Annotated in this window: 20 protein-coding genes; 11 read left to right on the plus strand and 9 right to left on the minus strand. The window is 41.2% G+C overall.

Annotated features, from left to right (window positions below; genetic code table 11):
- Window positions 1-67 precede the first annotated feature (67 nt).
- From CWC18_RS16010 to seqA, 8 genes are all read right to left on the minus strand, one after another.
- Entirely contained in the window at window positions 68-514 is a 447-nt protein-coding gene (locus CWC18_RS16010) for a hypothetical protein (RefSeq protein ID WP_138675670.1), read from the minus strand.
- Between the two features lie 360 nt (window positions 515-874).
- Window positions 875-1,060 carry a hypothetical protein gene (locus CWC18_RS16015; RefSeq protein WP_138593487.1) on the minus strand — a complete coding sequence of 62 codons (186 nt, stop codon included), beginning with the start codon at window positions 1,058-1,060 and terminating at the stop codon, window positions 875-877.
- Window positions 1,061-1,604: 544 nt separating this feature from the next.
- A complete protein-coding gene (locus CWC18_RS16020; RefSeq protein ID WP_138675671.1) occupies window positions 1,605-3,170 on the minus strand; it encodes a dihydrolipoyllysine-residue acetyltransferase in 1,566 nt (521 codons plus the stop codon).
- A gap of 9 nt (window positions 3,171-3,179) precedes the next feature.
- The gene (locus tag CWC18_RS16025; protein ID WP_138593483.1) at window positions 3,180-4,157 is read right to left on the minus strand and encodes a transketolase C-terminal domain-containing protein; all 978 of its coding nucleotides are present in this window, start codon (window positions 4,155-4,157) and stop codon (window positions 3,180-3,182) included.
- Complete coding sequence (locus CWC18_RS16030; RefSeq protein WP_138675672.1) at window positions 4,157-5,374, minus strand: thiamine pyrophosphate-dependent dehydrogenase E1 component subunit alpha; 1,218 nt, start codon at window positions 5,372-5,374, stop codon at window positions 4,157-4,159. Before CWC18_RS16030 ends, CWC18_RS16025 begins: the two co-directional genes overlap by 1 nt.
- Before the next feature lie 259 nt (window positions 5,375-5,633).
- On the minus strand, window positions 5,634-6,668 hold the full coding sequence (gene astE / locus CWC18_RS16035; RefSeq protein WP_138675673.1) for a succinylglutamate desuccinylase: 1,035 nt from the start codon (window positions 6,666-6,668) through the stop codon (window positions 5,634-5,636).
- Between the two features lie 126 nt (window positions 6,669-6,794).
- Window positions 6,795-8,432, minus strand: coding sequence for a phosphoglucomutase (alpha-D-glucose-1,6-bisphosphate-dependent) (pgm, locus tag CWC18_RS16040; protein WP_138593477.1), 1,638 nt, complete (start codon window positions 8,430-8,432; stop codon window positions 6,795-6,797).
- Window positions 8,433-8,442: 10 nt separating this feature from the next.
- Window positions 8,443-8,991 carry a replication initiation negative regulator SeqA gene (gene seqA, locus CWC18_RS16045; RefSeq protein ID WP_138593475.1) on the minus strand — a complete coding sequence of 183 codons (549 nt, stop codon included), beginning with the start codon at window positions 8,989-8,991 and terminating at the stop codon, window positions 8,443-8,445.
- Window positions 8,992-9,116: 125 nt separating this feature from the next.
- Between seqA and CWC18_RS16050 the strand changes: the two genes are divergently transcribed.
- From CWC18_RS16050 to CWC18_RS16075, 6 genes are all read left to right on the plus strand, one after another.
- Window positions 9,117-9,881 carry an alpha/beta fold hydrolase gene (locus tag CWC18_RS16050; RefSeq protein WP_138593473.1) on the plus strand — a complete coding sequence of 255 codons (765 nt, stop codon included), beginning with the start codon at window positions 9,117-9,119 and terminating at the stop codon, window positions 9,879-9,881.
- Window positions 9,882-9,967: 86 nt separating this feature from the next.
- Entirely contained in the window at window positions 9,968-10,189 is a 222-nt protein-coding gene (locus CWC18_RS16055) for a DUF2788 domain-containing protein (RefSeq protein ID WP_010363444.1), read from the plus strand.
- 2 nt (window positions 10,190-10,191) lie between these two features.
- Window positions 10,192-10,470, plus strand: a complete 279-nt coding sequence (gene ybfE / locus CWC18_RS16060; protein ID WP_010363446.1) for a LexA regulated protein — start codon at window positions 10,192-10,194, stop codon at window positions 10,468-10,470.
- A gap of 14 nt (window positions 10,471-10,484) precedes the next feature.
- Window positions 10,485-11,012 (plus strand): flavodoxin FldA, encoded by a 528-nt coding sequence (gene fldA / locus CWC18_RS16065; protein ID WP_119860185.1) that lies wholly within the window; start codon window positions 10,485-10,487, stop codon window positions 11,010-11,012.
- Between the two features lie 104 nt (window positions 11,013-11,116).
- Entirely contained in the window at window positions 11,117-11,563 is a 447-nt protein-coding gene (gene fur / locus CWC18_RS16070; RefSeq protein WP_010363449.1) for a ferric iron uptake transcriptional regulator, read from the plus strand.
- A 276-nt stretch (window positions 11,564-11,839) separates the two neighbouring features.
- On the plus strand, window positions 11,840-13,684 hold the full coding sequence (locus CWC18_RS16075) for an ABC transporter ATP-binding protein (protein WP_138675674.1): 1,845 nt from the start codon (window positions 11,840-11,842) through the stop codon (window positions 13,682-13,684).
- On the opposite strand, the gene CWC18_RS16080 is transcribed toward CWC18_RS16075, so the two are convergent.
- The gene (locus CWC18_RS16080) at window positions 13,668-14,270 is read right to left on the minus strand and encodes a TetR/AcrR family transcriptional regulator (RefSeq protein WP_138675675.1); all 603 of its coding nucleotides are present in this window, start codon (window positions 14,268-14,270) and stop codon (window positions 13,668-13,670) included. The genes CWC18_RS16075 and CWC18_RS16080 overlap by 17 nt on opposite strands.
- A gap of 284 nt (window positions 14,271-14,554) precedes the next feature.
- On the opposite strand from CWC18_RS16080, the gene CWC18_RS16085 reads away from it, so the two are divergent.
- The 5 genes from CWC18_RS16085 (at window position 14,555) to CWC18_RS16105 (ending at window position 21,588) form a co-directional block, all read left to right on the plus strand.
- On the plus strand, window positions 14,555-15,727 hold the full coding sequence (locus CWC18_RS16085) for an efflux RND transporter periplasmic adaptor subunit (RefSeq protein ID WP_138675676.1): 1,173 nt from the start codon (window positions 14,555-14,557) through the stop codon (window positions 15,725-15,727).
- Between the two features lie 4 nt (window positions 15,728-15,731).
- The gene (locus CWC18_RS16090; protein WP_138675677.1) at window positions 15,732-18,905 is read left to right on the plus strand and encodes an efflux RND transporter permease subunit; all 3,174 of its coding nucleotides are present in this window, start codon (window positions 15,732-15,734) and stop codon (window positions 18,903-18,905) included.
- Window positions 18,906-18,999: 94 nt separating this feature from the next.
- Window positions 19,000-19,596, plus strand: coding sequence for a PilZ domain-containing protein (locus tag CWC18_RS16095; protein WP_138589486.1), 597 nt, complete (start codon window positions 19,000-19,002; stop codon window positions 19,594-19,596).
- Window positions 19,597-19,650: 54 nt separating this feature from the next.
- A complete protein-coding gene (locus CWC18_RS16100) occupies window positions 19,651-20,688 on the plus strand; it encodes an agmatine deiminase family protein (protein ID WP_138589487.1) in 1,038 nt (345 codons plus the stop codon).
- Between the two features lie 9 nt (window positions 20,689-20,697).
- Window positions 20,698-21,588, plus strand: a complete 891-nt coding sequence (locus CWC18_RS16105; protein WP_138589488.1) for a carbon-nitrogen hydrolase — start codon at window positions 20,698-20,700, stop codon at window positions 21,586-21,588.
- Window positions 21,589-21,607: the final 19 nt, after the last annotated feature.

Consider the following 21,607-nt stretch of genomic DNA (forward strand, 5'->3'; position numbering starts at 1 on the left):
AAAACTCACTTCGGACTTGTTCAACACCCAGATAAGGTGTCGGCTGCGCGACACCTATCCTTATTTGTTATGTGTAAATTTTCTCCACACAATTAAAATCTGCAAATATAACTTTAAATGTAGAGCCTGAGCGTAACTCAATAATATGCTGAAACATACTGTCTGTAATCGATACTGTATGTGTTAAAACATCACCATGAAAAGTATCACCATAATTAAACGGATTCTCAGTACCTATAATTTCATATGATTTTACTTTTAAATAATTCAGTACAATATCACGATCATGTTGTTGGCCAAGTAAATTTAATGAAATTGATAAGGAGGGTTCAAACGGGCGAACCTTATTTCTATTTTCGGCAATAGTTATCGATGTAACCCATGCATCATGAAGAGATTTTGGATGGTTTAATTCATACCTTTCAGTGTTTGCAGCAAACTCAAATAATTTACTCGGAAAATTATCCTTATTTGAATTTAGATTAGAAATATATTCATCAAAACTAGAGTTCATTTACCAAACTTCCATTTACACATAACATGTTTATAGCGAGCTAATCGCGCGTTTTTCAACCACAACGTAGCTCGTTTTACTTATTAGATTACTTTTAACAAACTTGTTAACTAATTGCCAGTACTATTAAAATTTAGGAGTTATCGCTTATACCTCAGGTTAAAAACGAGCGATTGGGTCGTTTTCCTGACTATAGGAGCAACTCATTAAAACTGGGCATAAAATCTCCACTGAAAAGTAGTATTCTAATGTCCAAAGTTCGCTCTTTTAAGGCATTCGCCTAAACACGTTTTGGGGCATGAACAAGATATAACTAAATGTCCGTTGTTTGTAATTGCAAGGGAAAAAACCCAATTAACATCAATCAGATTTTATTCCCTTAGCCTCTTCAAGCTCTTTTTCTAACTCTAAAAGCGGTAATCCAAGGCGTTTACGTTGTTCGATATGGTTGCTCAACATGGTAACCCCTGCTTTAAGCATCCATGGTTTGGGTTCGCTGCCACTGCTTAACTGTAAAGCGGTGAGCAGCGCAAAGTTTTTCTCCATTTAAGGTTTAGCTGGGCCGATAGACTCGACGCCATTTCTGCCGATAATTGTGTCTATACAGTCAGTTTTTACGGCATGTTTAGGCGAGCAACTAACATGGCCTAGCACATAACCAAGTGTGACTAACCCATAACAACAAGTGTTTCATTGCTAAATTTATAACTTAAACTCCATTTGCTGTTCACTTGAATTCTTCGCTTACTTCATACCCGTTGTACTCATGTAGAATTTTGTTTATCCATTGTCGAGTTATCTTAAAGCGCATATTTTCAACGCACAACACATCTTTAAAGCGGAAAATAAGCTCATACCAAGACAAATGGGTTTTAGTGGCATATCGTCGCTTTTTTCAATGTTTACAACAATCCACAGTGCAAGTAAGTTGCCTTTACACTATGAAGAATTACTTGATACACTAAGAACGTTCGTATTACAAGACCGTCTTCCTGATAAGAAATATCTAAGTGTAAAATAAAATGCCAGTCAATTCTTAACTGACTGGCATTGAGCAATAAGCTGGCTTTATATTATGAAGAACCGCAGTTTAGCTCATTGCCATCATCATTTTGGCTGGATTTTCAAGGTAGGCTTTCCATAAATTATTGAAGCGTGCGATGGTTCCACCATCAATAACACGGTGATCGCCAGACCAACTCACCTGCATAATTGCGCGTGAGACCACGTTACCTTCATTATCAAAGCGCGGTAAATGTTGTAATTTACCTAAAGCGACAATGGCAACCTCTGGTTTATTAATGATAGGTGTTGCTGTTGTGCCACCAATCGCACCAATATTTGAAATGGAAATTGTGCCTGCTTTTAAATCATCAGGAGACACACGACCTTCCCTAGCTGCATTGGTTAGACGAGTCACTTCTTGTGCCACTTCAACTATCGATTTAGTCTGGCATGACTTGATGTTGGGTACTAATAATCCTAGCTTTGAGTCGACAGCCATCCCAATGTTATGGTCATCAAAGTACGTAATTTCAGTGCACTGCTCATTAACTTGAGAGTTTACAATTGGAAACTCTTTAATCGCTAATGATAGAGCTTTGATAAAGAACGGCATCATTGTGAGCTTAATTCCGTCTTTCGCATATTGCTCTTTTAGCTCTTTTCTTAGTGCGATGATATCAGTTAGATCTATTTCATCACTAAAGGTGAAATGCGGAATAGTAGAAACCGATGCAACCATCTGTTTAGCCATCGCCGCTTTCATGCCTTTAATTGCTTCAACTCGGCTGTTATTATGATCTTTAGGTGCCGTAGTATTTGCTTGATTAACCGTTGCCGAGCAAGTTGTACTCGACACCGTTGGTTGAAACGAATTGTTTTGTGATGTAAAGCGACTGATATCTTCTTTATAAACTCGACCATTTTTACCTGATCCTGGGATCATATTTATATCTAGATCTTGCTCTTTAGCCAACCTTCTTACAGCGGGAGAGGCAATGGCTTTTCCATTTTTTGGTAACTGCGTGGTCACTGTTTCACTTTGCGCAGTAGCACTGCTGATGTCATTGCTTGGCGCTAAAATGGTAGTTGTAGATGATACCTGTTGTCCATCCCCTGTTAAGCGCATTTGAAACAACGGGCTGTGAACTTGTGCAATGTCTCCTTTTTGGTAGTAAAGCTTTTCTACTACGCCATCATACTTAGCCGGGATCTGAACAAGTGCCTTGTCTGTCATTACATCACACACAGCTTGGTCTTCTTTTATTTCATCACCCTGCGCAACCAACCATTCCACAATTTCACATTCAACAATCCCTTCTCCAATATCAGGAAGAATAAAGTCTTCAAAGTGAACATTGTTACTAGGCGGTGTGTCAGTGTGAGTTTGTTCTGCATCGTTGACAGAACTTTTGCCAGCCACATTCATAGCAAAAAGAGGCTCATGTACTTTGGCTATCTCACCTTTTTGATAATGTAATGTGGTAATAACCCCATCGTGTACTGCGGGTATTTGCACCAATGCTTTGTCTGTCATTACATCACAAATAGGTTGATCTTCTTTAACTTCATCACCAACAGCAACCAGCCATTCAACGACTTCGCATTCAACAATTCCTTCACCAATATCTGGTAAAATAAATTCTTTGGCCATGACTATTCCTTAAAACTCTACAGATTTTTTGATTGCAGCAAATACTTTAAGCGCATCTGGTACATATTCTTTCTCTAATGCCAGAGGGTACGGTGTATCTAAACCACATACTCGCATTATTGGAGACTCTAAATGTAGGAAACATGCTTCTTGAATAGTCGCGGCTATTTCAGCCCCAAAGCCATTCGTAATTGGCGCTTCATGACTGATTATCAATCGTCCTGTTTTTACAACTGATTTAGCGATTGTCTCAACATCCCATGGCAAAATACTGCGCAAATCGATGATCTCACAGCTCACGCCAGCCTCTTCTGCCTTTTCAGCAGCCTGCTCAATAATTTCCATTTGTGCACCCCACGCGAGTAGCGTGACATCTGAGCCCTCTTTAACTACCTCAGCCTTGCCAATTTCAATGGTGTAGTCTTCTTCAGGGACTTCACCAATCGAGGCACGATATAACCGCTTTGGTTCAAAGAAAATTACGGGGTTGTCATCCTTAATACAAGCACGTAGTAACCCTTTCGCTTGGTGGGGGTTACGAGGCACAACCAGCTTCAAACCTGGAGTATGTGCAAAATAAGCCTCTGGAGATTGTGAATGGTATAGCCCGCCCGCAATACCACCGCCGTAAGGTGTGCGTATCGTTAAGTTACCAACATCAAACTCATTGCCACTACGGTAGCGAAACTTTGCGGATTCATTAACAATTTGATCAAACGCTGGGAATATATAATCGGCAAATTGAATTTCAGCAAGCGCTGGGGCGCCAAATGCAGCGAGTCCGTTTGCAAAACCAAGGATCCCTTGCTCTGTGAGAGGCGTATTGAATACGCGATGTTTGCCATATTTTTCTTGCAAACCAGATGTTGCTCTAAATACACCACCAAAATGGCCTACATCTTCACCAAAAATACAGGCTTGATTATTTTCAGCCATTGTAATGTCTAGTGCTGAGTTAATGGCGTGTAACATATTCATTTTGGCCATTATTTGATTCTCCCTGCTGTCACCGGATATGCTTCTGGATGCTGTTTAATATGCTCTTTTAGTTCTTCATATTGCTTTTGTAGCGCTGGGATTGGTTCGTCATATACATCAGACACCAACTCTTCTAAAGCTGGTTTTTGTACTTTTTCTGCTACTTTCAGAGCCGCCAATATATCTTCTCTGATTTTGTCTTTTTCTGCTTCATCTTCTTGCTCGTTCAACCACCCTTGCTTTAATAACCACTTTTTAAAGCGTTCTATTGGGCAGCTCCCTTTAAACTCAGCTTCTTCTTCTTTACTGCGGTAACCTGACGGATCGTCAGATGTAGAGTGTGCACCTAAGCGGTAAGCAATTGACTCGATTAAAATGGGCTCGCCATTTTCAACAGCCATTTTTCGTGCTGCTTGCGTAGCGGCAAAAACAGCAAGGGCATCCCCGCCATCAACACGAATTGTTTTGATGCCATAACCAACACCACGAGACGCAATACCATCACCTTTAAACTGCTCGTCCGCCGGTGTTGATATGGCATACCCGTTATTTCTAGCGAAAAACAGCACTGGCGCTTCATGTACAGCCGCCATATTTAACCCTGCATGGAAGTCTCCCTCTGATGCAGCGCCTTCACCGAAGTAGCAGATCGTAAGGTTATCGATTTCAGAGTTTAATTCGCCAGTAGCTGGGTCTATGTGTTTTAGTTTTTGACCGTACGCATACCCTGTTGCCTGAGGGATCTGAGTACCTAGTGGTGACGATATTGTTAAATAATGCAGTTCATTTGAGCCGTAATGCACAGGCATTTGACGGCCTTTGCCTAAGTCTTTTTCATTAGAGAATAGTTGGTTCATGAACTGCTCTAGCGTAAAACCTCGATATGCTAGTGCGGCTTGTTCACGATATTGTGCCATGATCATGTCTTGAGGTTTTAGTGCTGCTGCACTGGGGGTTATTGCCGCTTCTTCCCCCAGACACTGCATGTAAAAACTAACACGCCCTTGACGTTGAGCTGCTTGCATACGTTCATCAAGTAAACGAATAAAGCGCATTGTAGTGTATAAATTTATCGCAGTGTCTTTGTCAATATCTGGTGCTGCGGCACCCTCTAAAATTTCACCATTCTCACCGAGGATAGTCAGTGTCGGAATATCTAGGGCATGGCTATCAATAAACTTCAGCGCATGACTGATATTTAGCGATATGTTATTGGGGTTAGTCATAACCTACCTTCTCTTGTTGTCGAAACACATTTGCAAGCTATGAGATACCAATAATAGGGTTTGGAATATCTTCACATTCGCGTTATTTCTTATAAGAATAATCTGTGCGACAAATGCAAATTGATTAAATTAAAGCGTCCTTCACTTTACGTTAACGTAAAGGGTTATTCAACAGATAGTAGGTGAATAACCCTTAATTTGCATAATCGAGAGTGGAAAGTTTTTATTACGGGGCTATAAAGCAAATAAAATCAATGGTTTAAATGAATTTATCGCTGACTTCCATTGGAATAACGGTGAGTAATGCACGTTGACCAAGTGCCACATTTGCATTTGGAAAGATAATTGCCTCACCATCAACTTCTGCGAAATATTCCACCTCGCCATCAGTAGCTAATAGTTCTCCTTCGTTAAATCCCGTGAAGTTTACAGCGCTTTCAGGGAATGGAAACGTAAATAGCTCTTGCGTGCGATTGATGGTGCGGTGAACTTGAAAAAGTTCAAAGTCATTAGCATTAAATTGCTTATATTCTACTCTTTCCTGACTAATTAATGCTGACAGTGTTGCTTTGGTTTGAGCAAATCGACTCATATCGTTCTCGCCAAAAGGCTTAACTTGGCCTAATTCAACAGTAAACGCGTCTGCACCGAATACAAACGATGAAAAATAGCTGAATGTTGTCGCCGCGGCGCGCATTGTTAGAACCGTGTTTACCCCACACGATAATAAAAATTGTAATTGCTGCTTTTTCCAAGGTTTGCCATGTAAATATGGATAAACAGCAAATTTTTCATTTTTAGAACCTCGGATCGCAGTATGTAGATCATAGTGGCAACGGTAGCGGCCTTCTTCAACATCGCTAAAGAATGCTGTAACGTACTGTTCTAACTTTTCAGCTCTTACACGTTCAGGGTTTTGAATATTGCTCTTAGCATGTTCACCGTTAAATAATCGATTTAAATTCTCTTCGACAAAACGTTTAGCGATATTGATCGACTTGGGGTTACCATATATAAATAACACTCGTTGCTTTAGTACCAGCTCACCTTTAATAATTGACTGAATAAGCTGATCACATATTTCTATTGGTGCGGTTTCATTGCCATGTATCGCACTAGACAATACGACATCTTTGGTAGTTCGCCCACTTGGCGTAAATTGGATCACACCCGTATCTAGCACTTCAACCAAAGTCCCGTTGGCTAACGTAAAACTACTGGCAGGTAAATGGAACTCGTTATTGCGTGTTAGGGTTAAAAAATCCCCGGTCTTTTTTAAATTGTCAAGGTACATACAACCACCTAATGTAATATATGAGAGTAAGTACCCTTAAATTAACCCGACTACACTGGTGTCTGTCAGCTTATTTAAGGATACAAAAAAGCCATGCATCAAGCATGGCCTTTTATTAAATAACAACTAGCTGATCACAGAATCAACTAAGTCTTTGGCCTCTTGCTCTAGCTGAGCTAAATGTGCTTCGCCTTTGAATGATTCAAGGTATATTTTATAAATATCCTCAGTACCTGATGGACGAGCTGCAAACCAACCAAACTCAGTAACAACTTTTAATCCACCAATCGCTGCTTTGTTACCTGGTGCATTAGTTAAGACCTGTGTGATCTTATCCCCTGCAAGTGTGTCAGCAGTCACATCTGCGGCGCTAAGCGCTTTGAGCTTGTCTTTTTGCGCCGCATTAGCCGGCGCATCGATTCTTTTATAGATTGGGGCACCAAACTGAGCTTCCAACTCTTTGTAACGTTGTGACGGTGTTTTTCCTGTCACAGCAAGAATTTCGGCCGCGAGTAATCCAAGGATAAAGCCATCTTTGTCGGTGTTCCATACGTCGCCATTTAATCGTAAAAAAGACGCTCCAGCGCTTTCTTCACCACCAAATGCCAACCATTGTTTGTTTAGACCTTTTACAAACCATTTAAAACCAACAGGTACTTCATATACCTCGCGGTTATTTGCATTCACAACTTTATCTATCATGCCAGATGAAACCAGTGTCTTACCGATTTTTACATCACTTGGCCATGCTCGGTGATTTAACAAATAATCTATGGCCACTGCAAGAAAGTGATTTGGGTTCATTAACCCATCTGTGGTAACAATACCATGACGGTCATAATCAGGGTCGTTGCCTATACCGATGTCAAAATCGTCTTTAATCGCGATTAAATTAGCCATTGCATACGGTGAAGAACAATCCATACGGATCTTACCGTCTTTGTCTAGCGGCATAAAACCAAAAGCGGGATCTACAACATCATTAACCACCGTCAAATCTAAGCCATATTTCTTGGCTATAATAGGCCAGAAATTAATGCCTGATCCACCCAAAGGATCAACGCCAATTGTAACGCCAGCCTCAGCTATCGCTTTTAAATTAATGATATTTTGTAAGTCATCAATATAAGGCGCCATTAAGTCTTCATATCTAATAAAGCCTGAGCGTTTAGCTTTGGCGAAAGGAAACAATTCAACTTCAACAAGATCTTCTATAAGTAATTGATTTGCTCTGTCTTCAATCCACTTGGTAACGTCGGTATCTGCTGGCCCGCCATTAGGTGGATTGTATTTAAACCCGCCATCTTGTGGGGGGTTGTGTGAAGGCGTAACAACAATGCCATCTGCGAGTTCATTTGGGTGTGACTTATTATAGGTCACAATCGCATGGCTTATGACTGGTGTTGGTGTGTAATCATCATTTTCTTGCGTGATGACTTGTACTTCATTGGCAACTAACACCTCAATGGCTGAATTAAAGGCAGCTTCAGATAACGCGTGCGTATCTTTACCCAAAAATAATGGGCCAAAAATATTATTATTTTTTCGATAATCGCAAATAGCTTGTGTAATCGCCAATATGTGCGATTCGTTAAATTTTACATTATATGAACACCCACGGTGCCCTGAAGTACCAAATGCAACACATTGCTCTGGATTTTGCTCCAGATCCGGTTCGTTCAAATAGTAAGCGGACATCAATTTAGGGATGTTTACTAACTCTGATTGCGCAGCTTTTTTTCCTGCACCAGGGTGAATTGCCATTAAGATTTCCTTATAGGTAGTCTCGGATTGTTTCAGCTTGTGCTTCATTATAACCAAGGCCAAGTGCAACCTCATGAAGCATCATTTTTTTACGAGTTGTATTTGAGTTGGTCATCACCCAATATTCACTGTCTAGAATATTTTTAGGGTTCATACTACTACCACTTTCAAGTAACGCATCTTTGCTAGTTGCAAAGTAAATACGGTCGCGGCCTTTGATATCGAGTACGGTTTTAAATGCAGATTTATGTGTACGATGTAAGGCTGACAATATAAACAAAAATCGGCCAACTACGCCTTTTTGCATAGCCAGCTCTTCTTTATTCAATATGTTAAATACGTTAGCTGAAGATTTTGACACATTTGTGACAGCCTCTTCAGTCGTCTTGACAGGCTCCACTTGTTCTGCCTTTGATTCTGCTACAGAGTTTACATGGACACTGTTCTCAGAACTCAAATTCAATAAACGACGTAAAATTTGCGAAGCACTCTCACCAATACTTTGTGTGTTGCTGGCAATATATTGATAAAGCTCGTCATCTATTTCTATTTTTTTCATGCTTTTCCTGTCATTACTGATATTGATGCATCTAAAACGATTATATCCTGATTTAACAGATTACTCTACGGGTTTGCATTTATGTATTTGACTGGCACAATTACCCCCTGTAATGAGGAGTGCGTATGTTATTAAATTATAAGCAAACAGGATCAGGACCAGACCTTATCTTGATGCATGGCCTGTTTGGGTCTCTTGAAAATTTAAATGTGATTGCTAAGACGTTGTCTGAGCATTTTACTGTTTACAATGTGGATTTACGTAACCATGGTCGTTCTTTCCATAGCGATGATATGAGCTACCCACACATGGCTGGCGACATTAAAGCATTACTTGACCATCTAAATATACATAAAGCCCATGTTGTTGGACACTCTATGGGCGGTAAAGTTGCGATGCAATTTGCATCGTCGTTTGACCAGCACGTTAATAAATTGGTCGTTTTAGATATTGCGCCTGTTACTTATCCCCCTAGGCACGATGAAATTATTGTCGGATTAAATAAAGTTAGTGCATACACTAACGTCTTAAATAGAACTCAAGCAGATGAAATCCTGAGTGAACATATTGACATGCCGGGCGTGCGGCAATTTCTATTAAAAAGTTTAGCTAAAAATACTGCTGGTTTCCTATCGTGGCGATTTAACCTCCCAGTGATAGCAAACGCGTACTCAAATATTGTTGCCAATATAACAAATGAGTCACCATGTCAGTGTGAAACATTGTTTGTTAAGGGTAATAATTCTGACTATATATTAGCTGAGCACAGAGAAGCGATTGTTAAAGCCTTTCCAAAGGCGACTGCGAAAGTCATTCACGGAGTAGGCCACTGGCTGCACGCAGAAAAACCTGCAGCTGTAAATAAATCAATTCTTGATTTTCTTCAATAAATGTTCTGTTTTTGTTGTACCGGCCTTAATTTATGTTTATTGAATATGTTATAGTAGACGCCGTTTAAGTTTTCAGTTGGGTGCATATGGTCAGCCAGTATATTAATGAATTTGAAACCCTAGGACTGTATTTCGCTTTAGCGGGTATATTCTTTTTTATCGGAATGGCGATTCAAGACGTTTTAAAAAAAGGCAATGTACCCAAATTTGGTCGATATACTGTATGGCTAGTATTATTTCTTGGCTGTTCGGGTTTCATAGCTAAAGGCCTTATCCAAGTGTTTTGGCAAGGTGCAGGTGTTGGATAAAAATGGCCAAATCTGAAACAGATAGGACGACGATTGATTTATTTGAAAATGAGAAGCGCCCAGGTCGACCAAAAACAAACCCACTCCCTAGAGAGGTTCAGTTAAAGGTTAACAAGCGTAATCAGATAAAAAGAGATCGCGCCAGAGGGTTAAAACGTGTTGAATTTAAGGTTTCTTCAGAGCTTTATCAAGCCTTGAGCGATATGGCCGATGAACAAAACATCAGTCGCAGTGCTCTGATAGAAACTATCTTGCAAGAGAAATTAGCGAATAACAGATAGAAGGTAAGTATTTAATGGCAAGCGTAGGTATATTTTTCGGCAGTGACACTGGTAACACAGAACATGTTGCTAAAATGATTCAAAAAGAGTTGGGTAAACAGCTCATTGACGTCAAGGACATTGCAAAAAGTAGTAAAGAAGAAATTGCTGAATTTGATCTGATCTTATTCGGTATCCCTACTTGGTATTACGGCGAAGCTCAATGTGACTGGGATGATTTTTTCCCAGAGCTAGAAGAAGTGGACTTCGAAGGAAAATTGATCGCAATCTTTGGTTGTGGTGATCAGGAAGACTACGCAGAGTATTTCCTTGATGCAATGGGCATGGTAAACGACATTGTAACTGAACGTGGTGCAATCGTTGTTGGACATTGGCCAACTGAAGGTTATCAGTTTGAAGCGTCTAAAGCGATGGCTGGTGACGATCACTTTGTTGGTTTAGGTATTGACGAAGATCGTCAACCAGAATTGACAGAAGAACGTGTTAAAGCATGGTCTAAGCAAGTATATGATGAAATGTGTCTTGCGGAACTAGAAGACTAATTTCAAGACTACTTTGCACTTCGTGCATTAGCGCGTTATTCTTAGGTCGTAGCAGCGTCGTGTTATGGCTTAAGACAAAATTATAATTAATTGAGACAGAGTGAATGACTGATCACAACTTAGAGTTAAAAAAAGCAGGCTTAAAAGTAACATTACCAAGAATTAAGATTCTTGAAATTTTACAATCGCCTGATAACCAACACATCAGTGCAGAAGATGTGTACAAGATTTTACTCGATAAAGGTGAAGAAATCGGCCTAGCGACTGTATACCGCGTACTGAACCAATTTGACGATGCCGGCATCGTCACACGTCATCACTTTGAAGGCGGAAAATCAGTATTCGAACTGTCAGGTAGTACACACCATGATCACTTAGTGTGTTTGAAGTGTGGCAAAGTTGTTGAGTTTGAAGACGATATGATTGAAACACGCCAAGAACAAATCGCGACTGAAAATGGGATCCGCCTAACCAATCACTCACTTTATTTGTATGGTGAGTGTGAAGACACAGAGGCATGTAAAAAATATGCTGATGAAAATGGCAACTAAACATTAGTAGCTTTTATAAAACCGGCTTATAGGCCGGTTTTTTATATGCATTAATAACAACCTTATGTCTATAACTACTCACCGTCTTTAAAAAAGCACAGAACATCTAGATTTCATCACCTAATCCGCTTCATGATTTTGACCATTTTCATGTTTAATTTCTCATAAAATCATAGGGGTATCCAAAATTACCCGGACTTCTACTATGCTTATATTTAATTGGCTATTTATCCATACATAGGTACAATCATACGCTTAAAGTCAAGGAGTAACTTAATGCTAAAAGTTTTTGAGCGTGCCACCAACCCATTTCCGGATAAAGTCATAGCCCCCCCACCTAATTCATTATTTTCATTTTGTAGATTTTATACTAAAGGCATGGAGTGGCCTCTACTTGCAATGTCGTTGAGTGCTGCCCTGTTAGCAATATTAGAAGTTGCTCTATTTGGTTTCATGGGTGACTTAGTAGATTGGCTATCTACCTACACACCAGAAACACTCCTAGAGCACAAAAAAGACGAGCTGATCTTCATGGGGGTCGTTACCCTTATTGCGTTACCACTGATCACAGTATTTCATTCTGCCGTTATTCACCAAAGCCTACTTGGCAACTACCCCATGTCTATTCGCTGGCAAGCACATCGTTATTTGTTAAAACAAAGCATGGAGTTTTACCAAGGTGAGTTTGCCGGAAGAATATCAACTAAGGTAATGCAAACGTCACTCGCAGTCAGAGAAACAGTAATGAAGTTACTGGATGTGTTAGTTTATATTTTAGTGTATTTTGGCGCTATGCTAACGCTCGTAGCAAGTTCAGATATTAGACTCATGCTCCCATTAGTTATTTGGCTATCGCTGTATATCACGATACAAATGTACTTTGTGCCAAAGCTGAAAAGTATTGCGACAACTCAAGCAAATGCACGCTCAGAAATGACTGGCAGGATTGTTGATAGCTATACTAATATCTCAACAGTTAAGCTTTTCTCTCATACTCAACGAGAAGAACAGTACGCAAAAGAGAGTATGGAAGTCTTCATCGACCCAGTATACAAACAAATGCGTTTGGTAACGGGTCTAAATGTGAGTATTCAAGCGATTAATTATTTACTCGTATTTACCATCGCAGCGATATCGTTATACCTTTGGTCATTCAGTGCAATAACAGCTGGTGCAATTGCGATCACGCTCGGTTTGGCGCTTAGGTTAAATGGCATGGCGCAATGGATAATGTGGGAAGTCAGTGGCCTATTTGAAAACATAGGCACTGTTACCGATGGGATCTCAAGCCTCTCAAAGCCATTAGATGTGACAGACATACAGCAAGCTAGAGAACTCAATTTAACCCAAGGTCAAATTTCATTTAATAATATTAAATTCGCCTACAAGCGACGTGACAAAGAGAGTGAAACATATGTTATTGATGGCCTAAACTTGCACATCAAACCAGGTGAAAAAATTGGTGTTGTGGGTCGTTCTGGGGCTGGTAAATCCACCCTCGTAAATCTATTATTACGATTTTATGACCTATCCGAAGGTAACATATGCATTGATGAACAAAAAATTAGTGATGTGAAACAAGAGAGTCTGCGACAACATATTGCAATGGTTACCCAAGACACGTCTTTATTACATCGAAGTGTCGCAGATAACATTTTATATGGTCAACCAGTTGCAACACATGAACAACTGGTCGCTGCGACCAAAAAAGCACAAGCCTATGACTTCATACAAACATTAGAGGACAGTCATGGCAATATCGGCTTTGACGCGCAAGTGGGTGAACGTGGCATTAAACTATCTGGTGGTCAGCGACAACGTATCGCAATTGCAAGGGTCTTGTTAAAGAATGCCCCTATATTGATCCTTGACGAGGCAACCTCCGCGTTAGATTCTGAAGTAGAGGCTGCTATTCAGGGCAGTCTAAACGACCTAATGAGCGACAAAACCGTTATCGCGATTGCTCATCGCTTGAGCACAATTGCTCAAATGGATAGGCTGATAGTGATGGATGGCGGAAAAATAATTGAAGAGGGATCTCATGAAAAATTGCTTAGTATGAAAGGCGTTTATGCTAAGCTATGGGCGCACCAAACTGGTGGTTTTATTGGCCTTGAGTAACCCCGTTACAAAATATATTGCACACCTGCTCCACTAACTCATTGAGCGCTGCTTCATCCAGCGGCGCTTTCCAGCTGATTGCTTGGTCCCAATAGCTGAGCTTTTTTAATGCCCCCCAAAAAAAACCGGCTGCAAATTCAGGGCTTATTGAGCCTAAACAATCTGTATTTGAAGCATCTTTAAACCATTGTAACATTGCCTTCTCACAGTCAATAAATCGTTGATGCAAACTGTCAGCTTGCTTTTTAGAACGCATAGACTCAATGATCACAATTCTCGATAGCGTTAAATAATCTTCATCGTTTAATAACTCAAGGGCACTCATAGCCAAATGCTTGAGTTGTGAGTCAAATTGATAATGTGGAATAAATTGAATCGCAGTTAACGGGGTGATCCGTTCAATAAGCTGAGCGACAACCGTATCAAAGAGGGCATCTTTAGTTGGAAAGTGTTTGTACAGTGTTCGTTTTGACACGTTCGCAGCTTTGCTGATCCCTTCCATTGTGGTTGCTGAAAGACCAAACTGTGCAAATTGAGCAATAGCCGCTTTCACTATATCATGCTGTTTTACGGAAAAGTCTGGCATAGTAAGCTTATATTCAGAATATTAATCTTTCATTTTAATCAAAACTTGGCAAAATAAAAAGTAAACGATCGCGTTTACCTTAATTGAAAATCGGTATACACTTGCGTGTACTTGCACAAAAGTCGACCTTTAGCCCTTATTTTTACGTTATAGGGTATGAAATGAACAGTACAAGGTAGTCTTTTTGAGTTGTCAATCATCCTGACCCACTATATTGCCAACTCACAATAACACTTATGTCTATAAATCAATTAAATGACATAAAAATAGGATTTGGAGTGTTTATGTACCCCCAGTTTAGCAGTCGTGTAAAACTTTTTTCTATCGCAATGACTTCTGTTGCGCTCTTAAGTGCGTGTCAAGAAGCCCCGCCAGCCGCTGAATCAGCTGGAATGCCACCCGCACAAGTTAGTATTCAAAAAGTCACAAGGGAGTCTATCCCTATCACAATTAAATTACCGGCCACACTTGCAGGTAATAAAGAGGTAGAAATTCGAGCTCGAGTACCCGGTATTGTCGCATCACGCAACTTTGAAGAAGGTCAAAAAGTAATTGCAGGCCAATCACTATTTACACTCGACCTCGTGCCTTTTACGTTAGAAGTTGAAAAAGCGCAAGCAGAGCTTAATGCCGCACAAGCAAGTGTAAAGCAGGCTCAGCGAGAGCGCGATAGATTACGCAAGCTAAAAAATGAGCGTTCAGCATCAAAAAGGGACTTTGATAACGCTGCATCTAACTATGATATTGCTGTTGCAAACTTAGCATCTGCAAAGGTCGTCTTAAATGAAGTTAAACTCGATCTAGAATATGCCCAAGTAAAATCACCCGTATCTGGCATTATTGGTCGTGAGCTCGTTTCCGAAGGAAGCTATGTATCTGGTCCCGAAATATTACTCACTCAGCTCACTGAAACAGATACGATGCGGGTACTGTTTGGGTTTTCTGAGCGAGAGCAGTTGCAAATGCGTAAAGATGTCGACAGTGGCAGTTTAACTCTACCAGTGAATAACGAGTTTGAAGCTCAGTTAATATTACAAGATGGCTCGCGGCACAATAATGTAGGAAAAGTTAATTTTAGTGATGTACGCGTTAATCGCTACACCGGCACCAGTGAAATGCAGGCCAAGGTAAATAATCCAAATGGCCAACTACGACCAGGTCAATTTGTCCGTGTTCAGCTTATTGGCGCAGTGCGTAATAATGCCGTCCTCTTGCCTCAACGTGCAGTCTTGGACAATGGCACGGGTAAATTCGTCTATGTCGCCACTGAAAATGAGCAAGGCGCAATGGTTGCACTACCCGCCCCCGTTGAAGTGGGTGAATGGGTAAGAGTCAATGATGGTAATTTTTGGGTGATCAGGAGTGGGTTAACTGATGGGCAGCCTGTGATCACAGAAGGTATTGCACGCATTTTCTTTCCAGGCATGCCCATTACTATCGTAAATGAAGGAGAGTAACACCATGTTCTCTCGTTATTTCATTGATAGACCTATATTTGCATTTGTTATTTCTATCGTCATTGTATTGGCTGGTCTTGCCGCTATGCGCAGCTTGCCTGTAGCGCAATACCCAGAAATCGCCCCCCCTGTCGTGCAAGTTACCGCAGCGTACCCTGGCGCCTCAGCTGAAGTGCTAGAACAAACTGTCGCAGCACCCATTGAAAATGCCATTACGGGTGTTGAAGGCATGATGTACATGAGCTCCACCAGTACCAGTGCGGGTGCAACGACCATTGCCGTTACGTTTGAAATTGGCACTGATGTTGACCAAGCCGCGGTAGACGTTAATAACCGGGTAAAACAAGTCGAAGCACGACTCCCTGAAGAGACACGTCGACAAGGCGTGCAAGTGACTAAGGGTTCATCCAGCTTCTTACAGGTCCACGCTTTCTACTCCCCCGATAACACTCGAACCAGTTTGTGGACTTCTAACTTTGTAACAATGAATATTTTAGACCGAATTAAACGAATACCCGGCACAACCAGTGTGCAAATTTTCGGTGCAAAAGATTATGCAATGCGTGTGTGGCTAAGACCCGACATTATGAGCCAACTCGCTGTTACTGTCGAAGAGGTTGCGGGCGCTATTCGCGAGCAAAACTCTCAATATGCAGCGGGGAAAATTGGTGCGACACCGACTTCAGAGCATGCACAAGAATTAGTCTACAGCGTTACTGCACAAGGACGCCTATCGACACCTGAAGAGTTTGATAACATTATAATTCGTGCTAACCCTGATGGGTCAAATCTAAGGCTTAAAGACGTTGCCCGCGTTGAATTGGGCTCAAAAGATTACGATTTTGCGGGTACATTGAATGGTAAAGAAGCGGTTTTACTTGGCATATTCCTACAGCCTGGTGCCAATGCGTTAGACGTCGCTGACCAAGTTAATCGTACGATAGAAGAGTTAAAAACACAATTCCCCGCTGGTTTAGCACATGTAACATCATACGACACGACCCGTTTTGTGGAAGTATCAATCCGAGAAGTGATCATAACGCTAGTTGAAGCCATGGGTTTAGTGTTCTTGGTCGTTTATCTATTTTTACAAAATTGGCGGGCTACGCTCATTCCAACCTTAGCGGTCCCTGTCTCTTTACTTGGTACATTTGCGGGTATGTTTATGTTAGGTTATTCGATCAATACCTTAACGTTATTCGGCATGGTGCTATCAATTGGCATTGTGGTTGATGATGCAATCGTTGTGTTAGAAAACGTTGAGCGTATCATGCATGAACAAAAATCATCAGCCAGAGATGCGGCAATACAAGCAATGAAAGAGGTCAGTGGCCCCGTTATTGCTATTGTGTTAGTACTGTGTTCAGTGTTCGTGCCAATCGCCTTCTTAGGCGGGTTAACCGGTGAATTATTCAGACAGTTTGCCATCACAATTTCAATTGCGGTGAGTTTGTCTGGTGTTGTGGCATTAACAATGACCCCTGCCCTGTGTGTGCTTATTTTAAAGCAAGAGCATAAACAAACAGCCGTTTTTTTCTTATGGTTTAACGCATGGTTTACCAAAATAACCGGTAAGTATGTGGGTGCTGTTAGCTTTATGGTGCGTCGGGGCTTGTTGGGATTAGCATTAGTAACAGCTATGATCACCGCAACCGGTTTACTATGGAAAAACACACCAGGCTCATTAGTACCTGATGAAGACCAAGGATATTATGTTTCAGCGATTTTCTTACCCGATGGTGCGTCATTAGAGCGCACCGCAAAAGTGGTTGATGAAGTCATAGCTGCCGTTCAGTCAAATCCAGCAAATGAAAATGTTGTCGCTTTCACGGGCTTTGATTTTATCGGAGGTGGTTACAAAAATAGTGCCGCAACGTTATTTGTCACCCAAAAGCACTGGGATGAAAGAGAAATAGATACGAAGTCACTCGTTGGTGAACTCTATATAAAAACGGCACATATTAATGAAGCGCTGGTACTTGCCTTTAACCCTCCACCGATATTTGGCCTAGGAAACACCGGCGGCTTTGAAGTCTACTTACAAAATAAAGGAGCTGGCGGCCATGAAAAGCTAAAGCAAGGTATGCAATTAGTAATGGCTGAAGCACAAAAAAGCCCAGTATTAGCAAGCTTACAAACATTGTGGCGGCCTAATGCACCGCAGCTCAAAGTTCACATGGATCGAGAGCAAGCACGCGCAATGGGAGTAAATATTAATAGTGCTTTTACAGCGTTAGGAGCGAATTTAGGTACATATTACGTCAATGATTTCAATAAATTTGGGCGAGCCTGGCAAGTACTACTATCGGCTGAAGCTGAGTTTAGAATGACACCAGAAGACGTGGGCCGCATTTATGTAAAGAATAACCAAGGAGACATGGTGCCTATATCAGCATTCACACAAGTTGAGTACAGCAGAGGGCCGGAAAACCTTGAGCGATATAACAATTTGTCAGCGGTTAAATTATTGGGCGAAGCCGCGCCAGGATATAGCTCTGGTCAAGCCATTGCAGAAATGGAACGTATTGCTAAGTTAGTATTACCGCCCGACATGACTTACGACTGGACAGGCTCAGCCTACCAAGAAAAGCAAAGTTCAGGCACAACTGCTTTAGCCCTTGGACTTGCAGTGATTATGGTCTTTTTAATACTCGCTGCTCTGTATGAACGGTGGTCTTTGCCTTTGTCTGTATTGTTAGCACTGCCCTTTGGTACGTTTGGCGCACTTATTTCTGTGTGGATAGCTGGCCTCACTAATGATGTGTATTTTCAAATTGGACTTGTCACGCTACTAGGTCTTGCCAGTAAAAATGCCATACTCATTGTTGAATATGCGCTGATGAAATACCAACAGGGTTGGAGTGCCAGTGCAGCGGCGCTTGAGGCTGCTAGGTTACGTTTTAGACCCATTATTATGACATCACTAGCCTTTATATTGGGCGTGGTCCCGCTTGTTTTAAGCTCAGGAGCAGGTGCAGGCGCACGGCACAGCGTTGGGACAGGTGTAATGGGAGGTATGATTGCCGCGACATTCCTCGCTATATTCTTTGTCCCCTTGTTTTTCTTTTGGCTCACTCGCCATAAACTAACAGAAACCAGAAATACGCAAGAATTAGCAGATGAAATTGCAATGCAACATAAAAAAGAACATGTCGAAACACAAGAAGGATTTGTTTAACTTTTAGCCTATGAGAAAATTCGCCAACTGCAAAGTTGGCGTTTTTTATTATAAGCCGTTAAGATTAAATAAAAAGTCAGTTATAGAACTATATATGAGCGGTAGCCTACAAAGTACTTTCGATGAATACTTCCAAGTAGACGATAGTAATCAAGTCAATTTATTTGTCGTCCAGAGCACTCAAGTGCCACAAACTCAAGCGGAACTCGAAAGCAATATTCCCGCTCTGTTCAAGCTCGCAAACGAGATCAATGAACTAGACAGTAACGCGTTACGACCATTAAGGAATTTAGGAGATGTCGCCACCGAGCTTGCCTCTTTTTTACAGGCTCAATCTCGAAAAATAGACCTTATAATGAGCCATATTTTAGCAACAGAGCAACCTGATGAAGACAATGTCTACTGTGATAGTTATGGCGGAGGCGGTTTAAAGGTAACCTTACCGGAGAAAATGGCCATCGGAACGCATCTGAGAACAAAGCTTTTTTTAAACCATGAAGCCAGCGCGATTTATTGTTATACACAGGTGATCGCAACTGAACGTCTTGAACCTCAAAAAATACAACATACCCTTGCCTTTGTTCAAATTAGAGACTCAGACCAAGAACTCGTCGTAAGAGCAAGTCTACATGCACAAACTAGACAACTAAAAAAGCGTCAGTTAGCGCAGAATAAAGCACAAAGTAGCTGACAGCATAGCTAAGAATGATAAACTTATTGCTTAGAAATTTATTTGTGTAACATCATGAGCTTTAGACTTTTACCTGAATGGGCAACGCAAGATGCTACCATGCTTACGTGGCCCCATAAAAACACCGATTGGGTGGATATTTTATCTGATGTAGAGCCTGTCTACGTCACTTTGTGCCAACACATATCGCAAGTACAAAAGGTACTGATTGTTGCCCACTCAGACGCGCTGAAAGTCCACATTTTCACTCTTTTAGCTGAAGCCGGCGTAGATATGAGCGCCATTGTCTTTGTGGTAGCTCCTTGTAATGACACATGGGCAAGAGATCACGGGCCGCTAACTACAGCCAACCATAACGGTGATTTACGCGTTATTGATTTCGTTTTCAATGGCTGGGGCAACAAGTATGTCGCAGACCTCGATAACAATATTAATAAACAACTTGCAGCGCAGGTTATGAATAAGCAAATCGCCTTTCACTCGAGTGAGTTTGTGCTTGAAGGCGGCGGTATTGAAATTAACGAATCAGGCGTCTTACTCTCTACATCTGAATGCTTGCTAAATCCAAATCGAAATCCAACGCTGAATCAAACACAGATTGAAAACACATTATCTCAGCAGCTCGGTGCACGCACGTTTTTATGGGTTGATCATGGATACCTCGCAGGTGACGATACCGATAGCCATATCGATACGTTGGTTCGATTCGCGCCTAACAACACCCTCGTGTATGTTGCTTGTGACAGTGCTGATGATGAGCACTTTAATGCCTTAACTGCAATGAAAATGCAACTAGAGTCATTTATAACGGCGGATGGCAAACCTTATAATTTAATTCCTTTACCATGGCCAAAGCCGATTTTTAATAAAGACAATGAGCGCTTGCCAGCCACATATGCAAATTTTTTGATCTTAAATAACACGGTATTAGTACCAATATACGGCGATGAACATGACAGCTTAGCTGTTCAGCAAGTACAAAAAGCATACCCTAACCACACGGCAATAGGCATTGACTGTTCAGCACTTATTCATCAATTTGGTAGCTTGCATTGTATTACGATGCAACTACCACGTGGTTTTTTAAAGTAGGAACACACTATGAGCGCTCAACCACTCAAAGTTGGCATTGTCCAACACAGTAATAGCGACGACTTAACCAGTAATATACAAAAAACAGAACAAGGTATTCGCGAAGCAGCAAGCAAAGGCGCCAAACTTGTGGTGCTACAAGAACTTCACCGTAGCTTATATTTTTGCCAATCTGAAGAAACAAATATTTTTGATTTAGCCGAGCCGATCCCTGGTCCAAGTACTGATTTTTATGGTCAATTAGCCAAAGAGCTCAACGTGGTGATAGTAACTTCTTTATTTGAAAAAAGAGCCACTGGCCTGTATCACAATACCGCCGTTGTCCTAGAGAGTGATGGCAGTATAGCCGGAAAGTATAGAAAAATGCATATTCCTGATGATCCCGGCTTTTATGAAAAATTTTATTTCACACCCGGTGATATAGGATTTACACCAATACAGACATCTGTTGGGAAACTCGGCGTATTAGTTTGTTGGGATCAATGGTTCCCTGAAGCTGCGCGTCTAATGGCAATGGCCGGAGCCGAAATTTTAATTTATCCAACTGCCATCGGTTGGGACCCTCGAGACGACAAAGCTGAACAAATCAGACAACGAGATGCCTGGACCATTTCTCAGCGCGCCCATGCAATTGCTAACGGAGTTCCCGTCATCAGTGTAAACCGGGTTGGTCACGAGTCTGATCCAAGCAACCAAAGTGATGGAATATTATTTTGGGGTAACTCTTTTGTGGCCGGCCCGCAAGGAGAAATGCTGCTACATGCAAGTGAAAACGAAGAACAAACCATGGTTGTAGAACTTGATCAAGCACGCAGTGAATCTGTGCGCCGTATTTGGCCTTATTTACGTGATAGACGAATCGACCACTATCAAGACCTTTCTAAGATTTACCGCGATTAATAATTAGTATAATAGATTA

The sequence above is a fragment of the Pseudoalteromonas aurantia genome (genome assembly GCF_005886875.1).
Classification (GTDB): domain Bacteria; phylum Pseudomonadota; class Gammaproteobacteria; order Enterobacterales; family Alteromonadaceae; genus Pseudoalteromonas; species Pseudoalteromonas aurantia_A.

Coding starts and splice junctions, on each gene's coding strand:
- CWC18_RS16015 (WP_138593487.1), bottom strand. CDS start 1,060: ATGGAGAAAAACTTTGCGCTGCTCACCGCTTTACAGTTAAGCAGTGGC.
- CWC18_RS16075 (WP_138675674.1), top strand. CDS start 11,840: ATGCTAAAAGTTTTTGAGCGTGCCACCAACCCATTTCCGGATAAAGTC.
- CWC18_RS16030 (WP_138675672.1), bottom strand. CDS start 5,374: ATGACTAACCCCAATAACATATCGCTAAATATCAGTCATGCGCTGAAG.
- pgm (WP_138593477.1), bottom strand. CDS start 8,432: ATGGCAATTCACCCTGGTGCAGGAAAAAAAGCTGCGCAATCAGAGTTA.
- fldA (WP_119860185.1), top strand. CDS start 10,485: ATGGCAAGCGTAGGTATATTTTTCGGCAGTGACACTGGTAACACAGAA.
- CWC18_RS16085 (WP_138675676.1), top strand. CDS start 14,555: ATGTACCCCCAGTTTAGCAGTCGTGTAAAACTTTTTTCTATCGCAATG.
- CWC18_RS16020 (WP_138675671.1), bottom strand. CDS start 3,170: ATGGCCAAAGAATTTATTTTACCAGATATTGGTGAAGGAATTGTTGAA.
- CWC18_RS16095 (WP_138589486.1), top strand. CDS start 19,000: ATGAGCGGTAGCCTACAAAGTACTTTCGATGAATACTTCCAAGTAGAC.
- CWC18_RS16010 (WP_138675670.1), bottom strand. CDS start 514: ATGAACTCTAGTTTTGATGAATATATTTCTAATCTAAATTCAAATAAG.
- ybfE (WP_010363446.1), top strand. CDS start 10,192: ATGGCCAAATCTGAAACAGATAGGACGACGATTGATTTATTTGAAAAT.
- fur (WP_010363449.1), top strand. CDS start 11,117: ATGACTGATCACAACTTAGAGTTAAAAAAAGCAGGCTTAAAAGTAACA.
- CWC18_RS16105 (WP_138589488.1), top strand. CDS start 20,698: ATGAGCGCTCAACCACTCAAAGTTGGCATTGTCCAACACAGTAATAGC.
- CWC18_RS16080 (WP_138675675.1), bottom strand. CDS start 14,270: ATGCCAGACTTTTCCGTAAAACAGCATGATATAGTGAAAGCGGCTATT.
- CWC18_RS16050 (WP_138593473.1), top strand. CDS start 9,117: ATGTTATTAAATTATAAGCAAACAGGATCAGGACCAGACCTTATCTTG.
- CWC18_RS16025 (WP_138593483.1), bottom strand. CDS start 4,157: ATGGCCAAAATGAATATGTTACACGCCATTAACTCAGCACTAGACATT.
- CWC18_RS16100 (WP_138589487.1), top strand. CDS start 19,651: ATGAGCTTTAGACTTTTACCTGAATGGGCAACGCAAGATGCTACCATG.
- seqA (WP_138593475.1), bottom strand. CDS start 8,991: ATGAAAAAAATAGAAATAGATGACGAGCTTTATCAATATATTGCCAGC.
- astE (WP_138675673.1), bottom strand. CDS start 6,668: ATGTACCTTGACAATTTAAAAAAGACCGGGGATTTTTTAACCCTAACA.
- CWC18_RS16055 (WP_010363444.1), top strand. CDS start 9,968: ATGGTCAGCCAGTATATTAATGAATTTGAAACCCTAGGACTGTATTTC.
- CWC18_RS16090 (WP_138675677.1), top strand. CDS start 15,732: ATGTTCTCTCGTTATTTCATTGATAGACCTATATTTGCATTTGTTATT.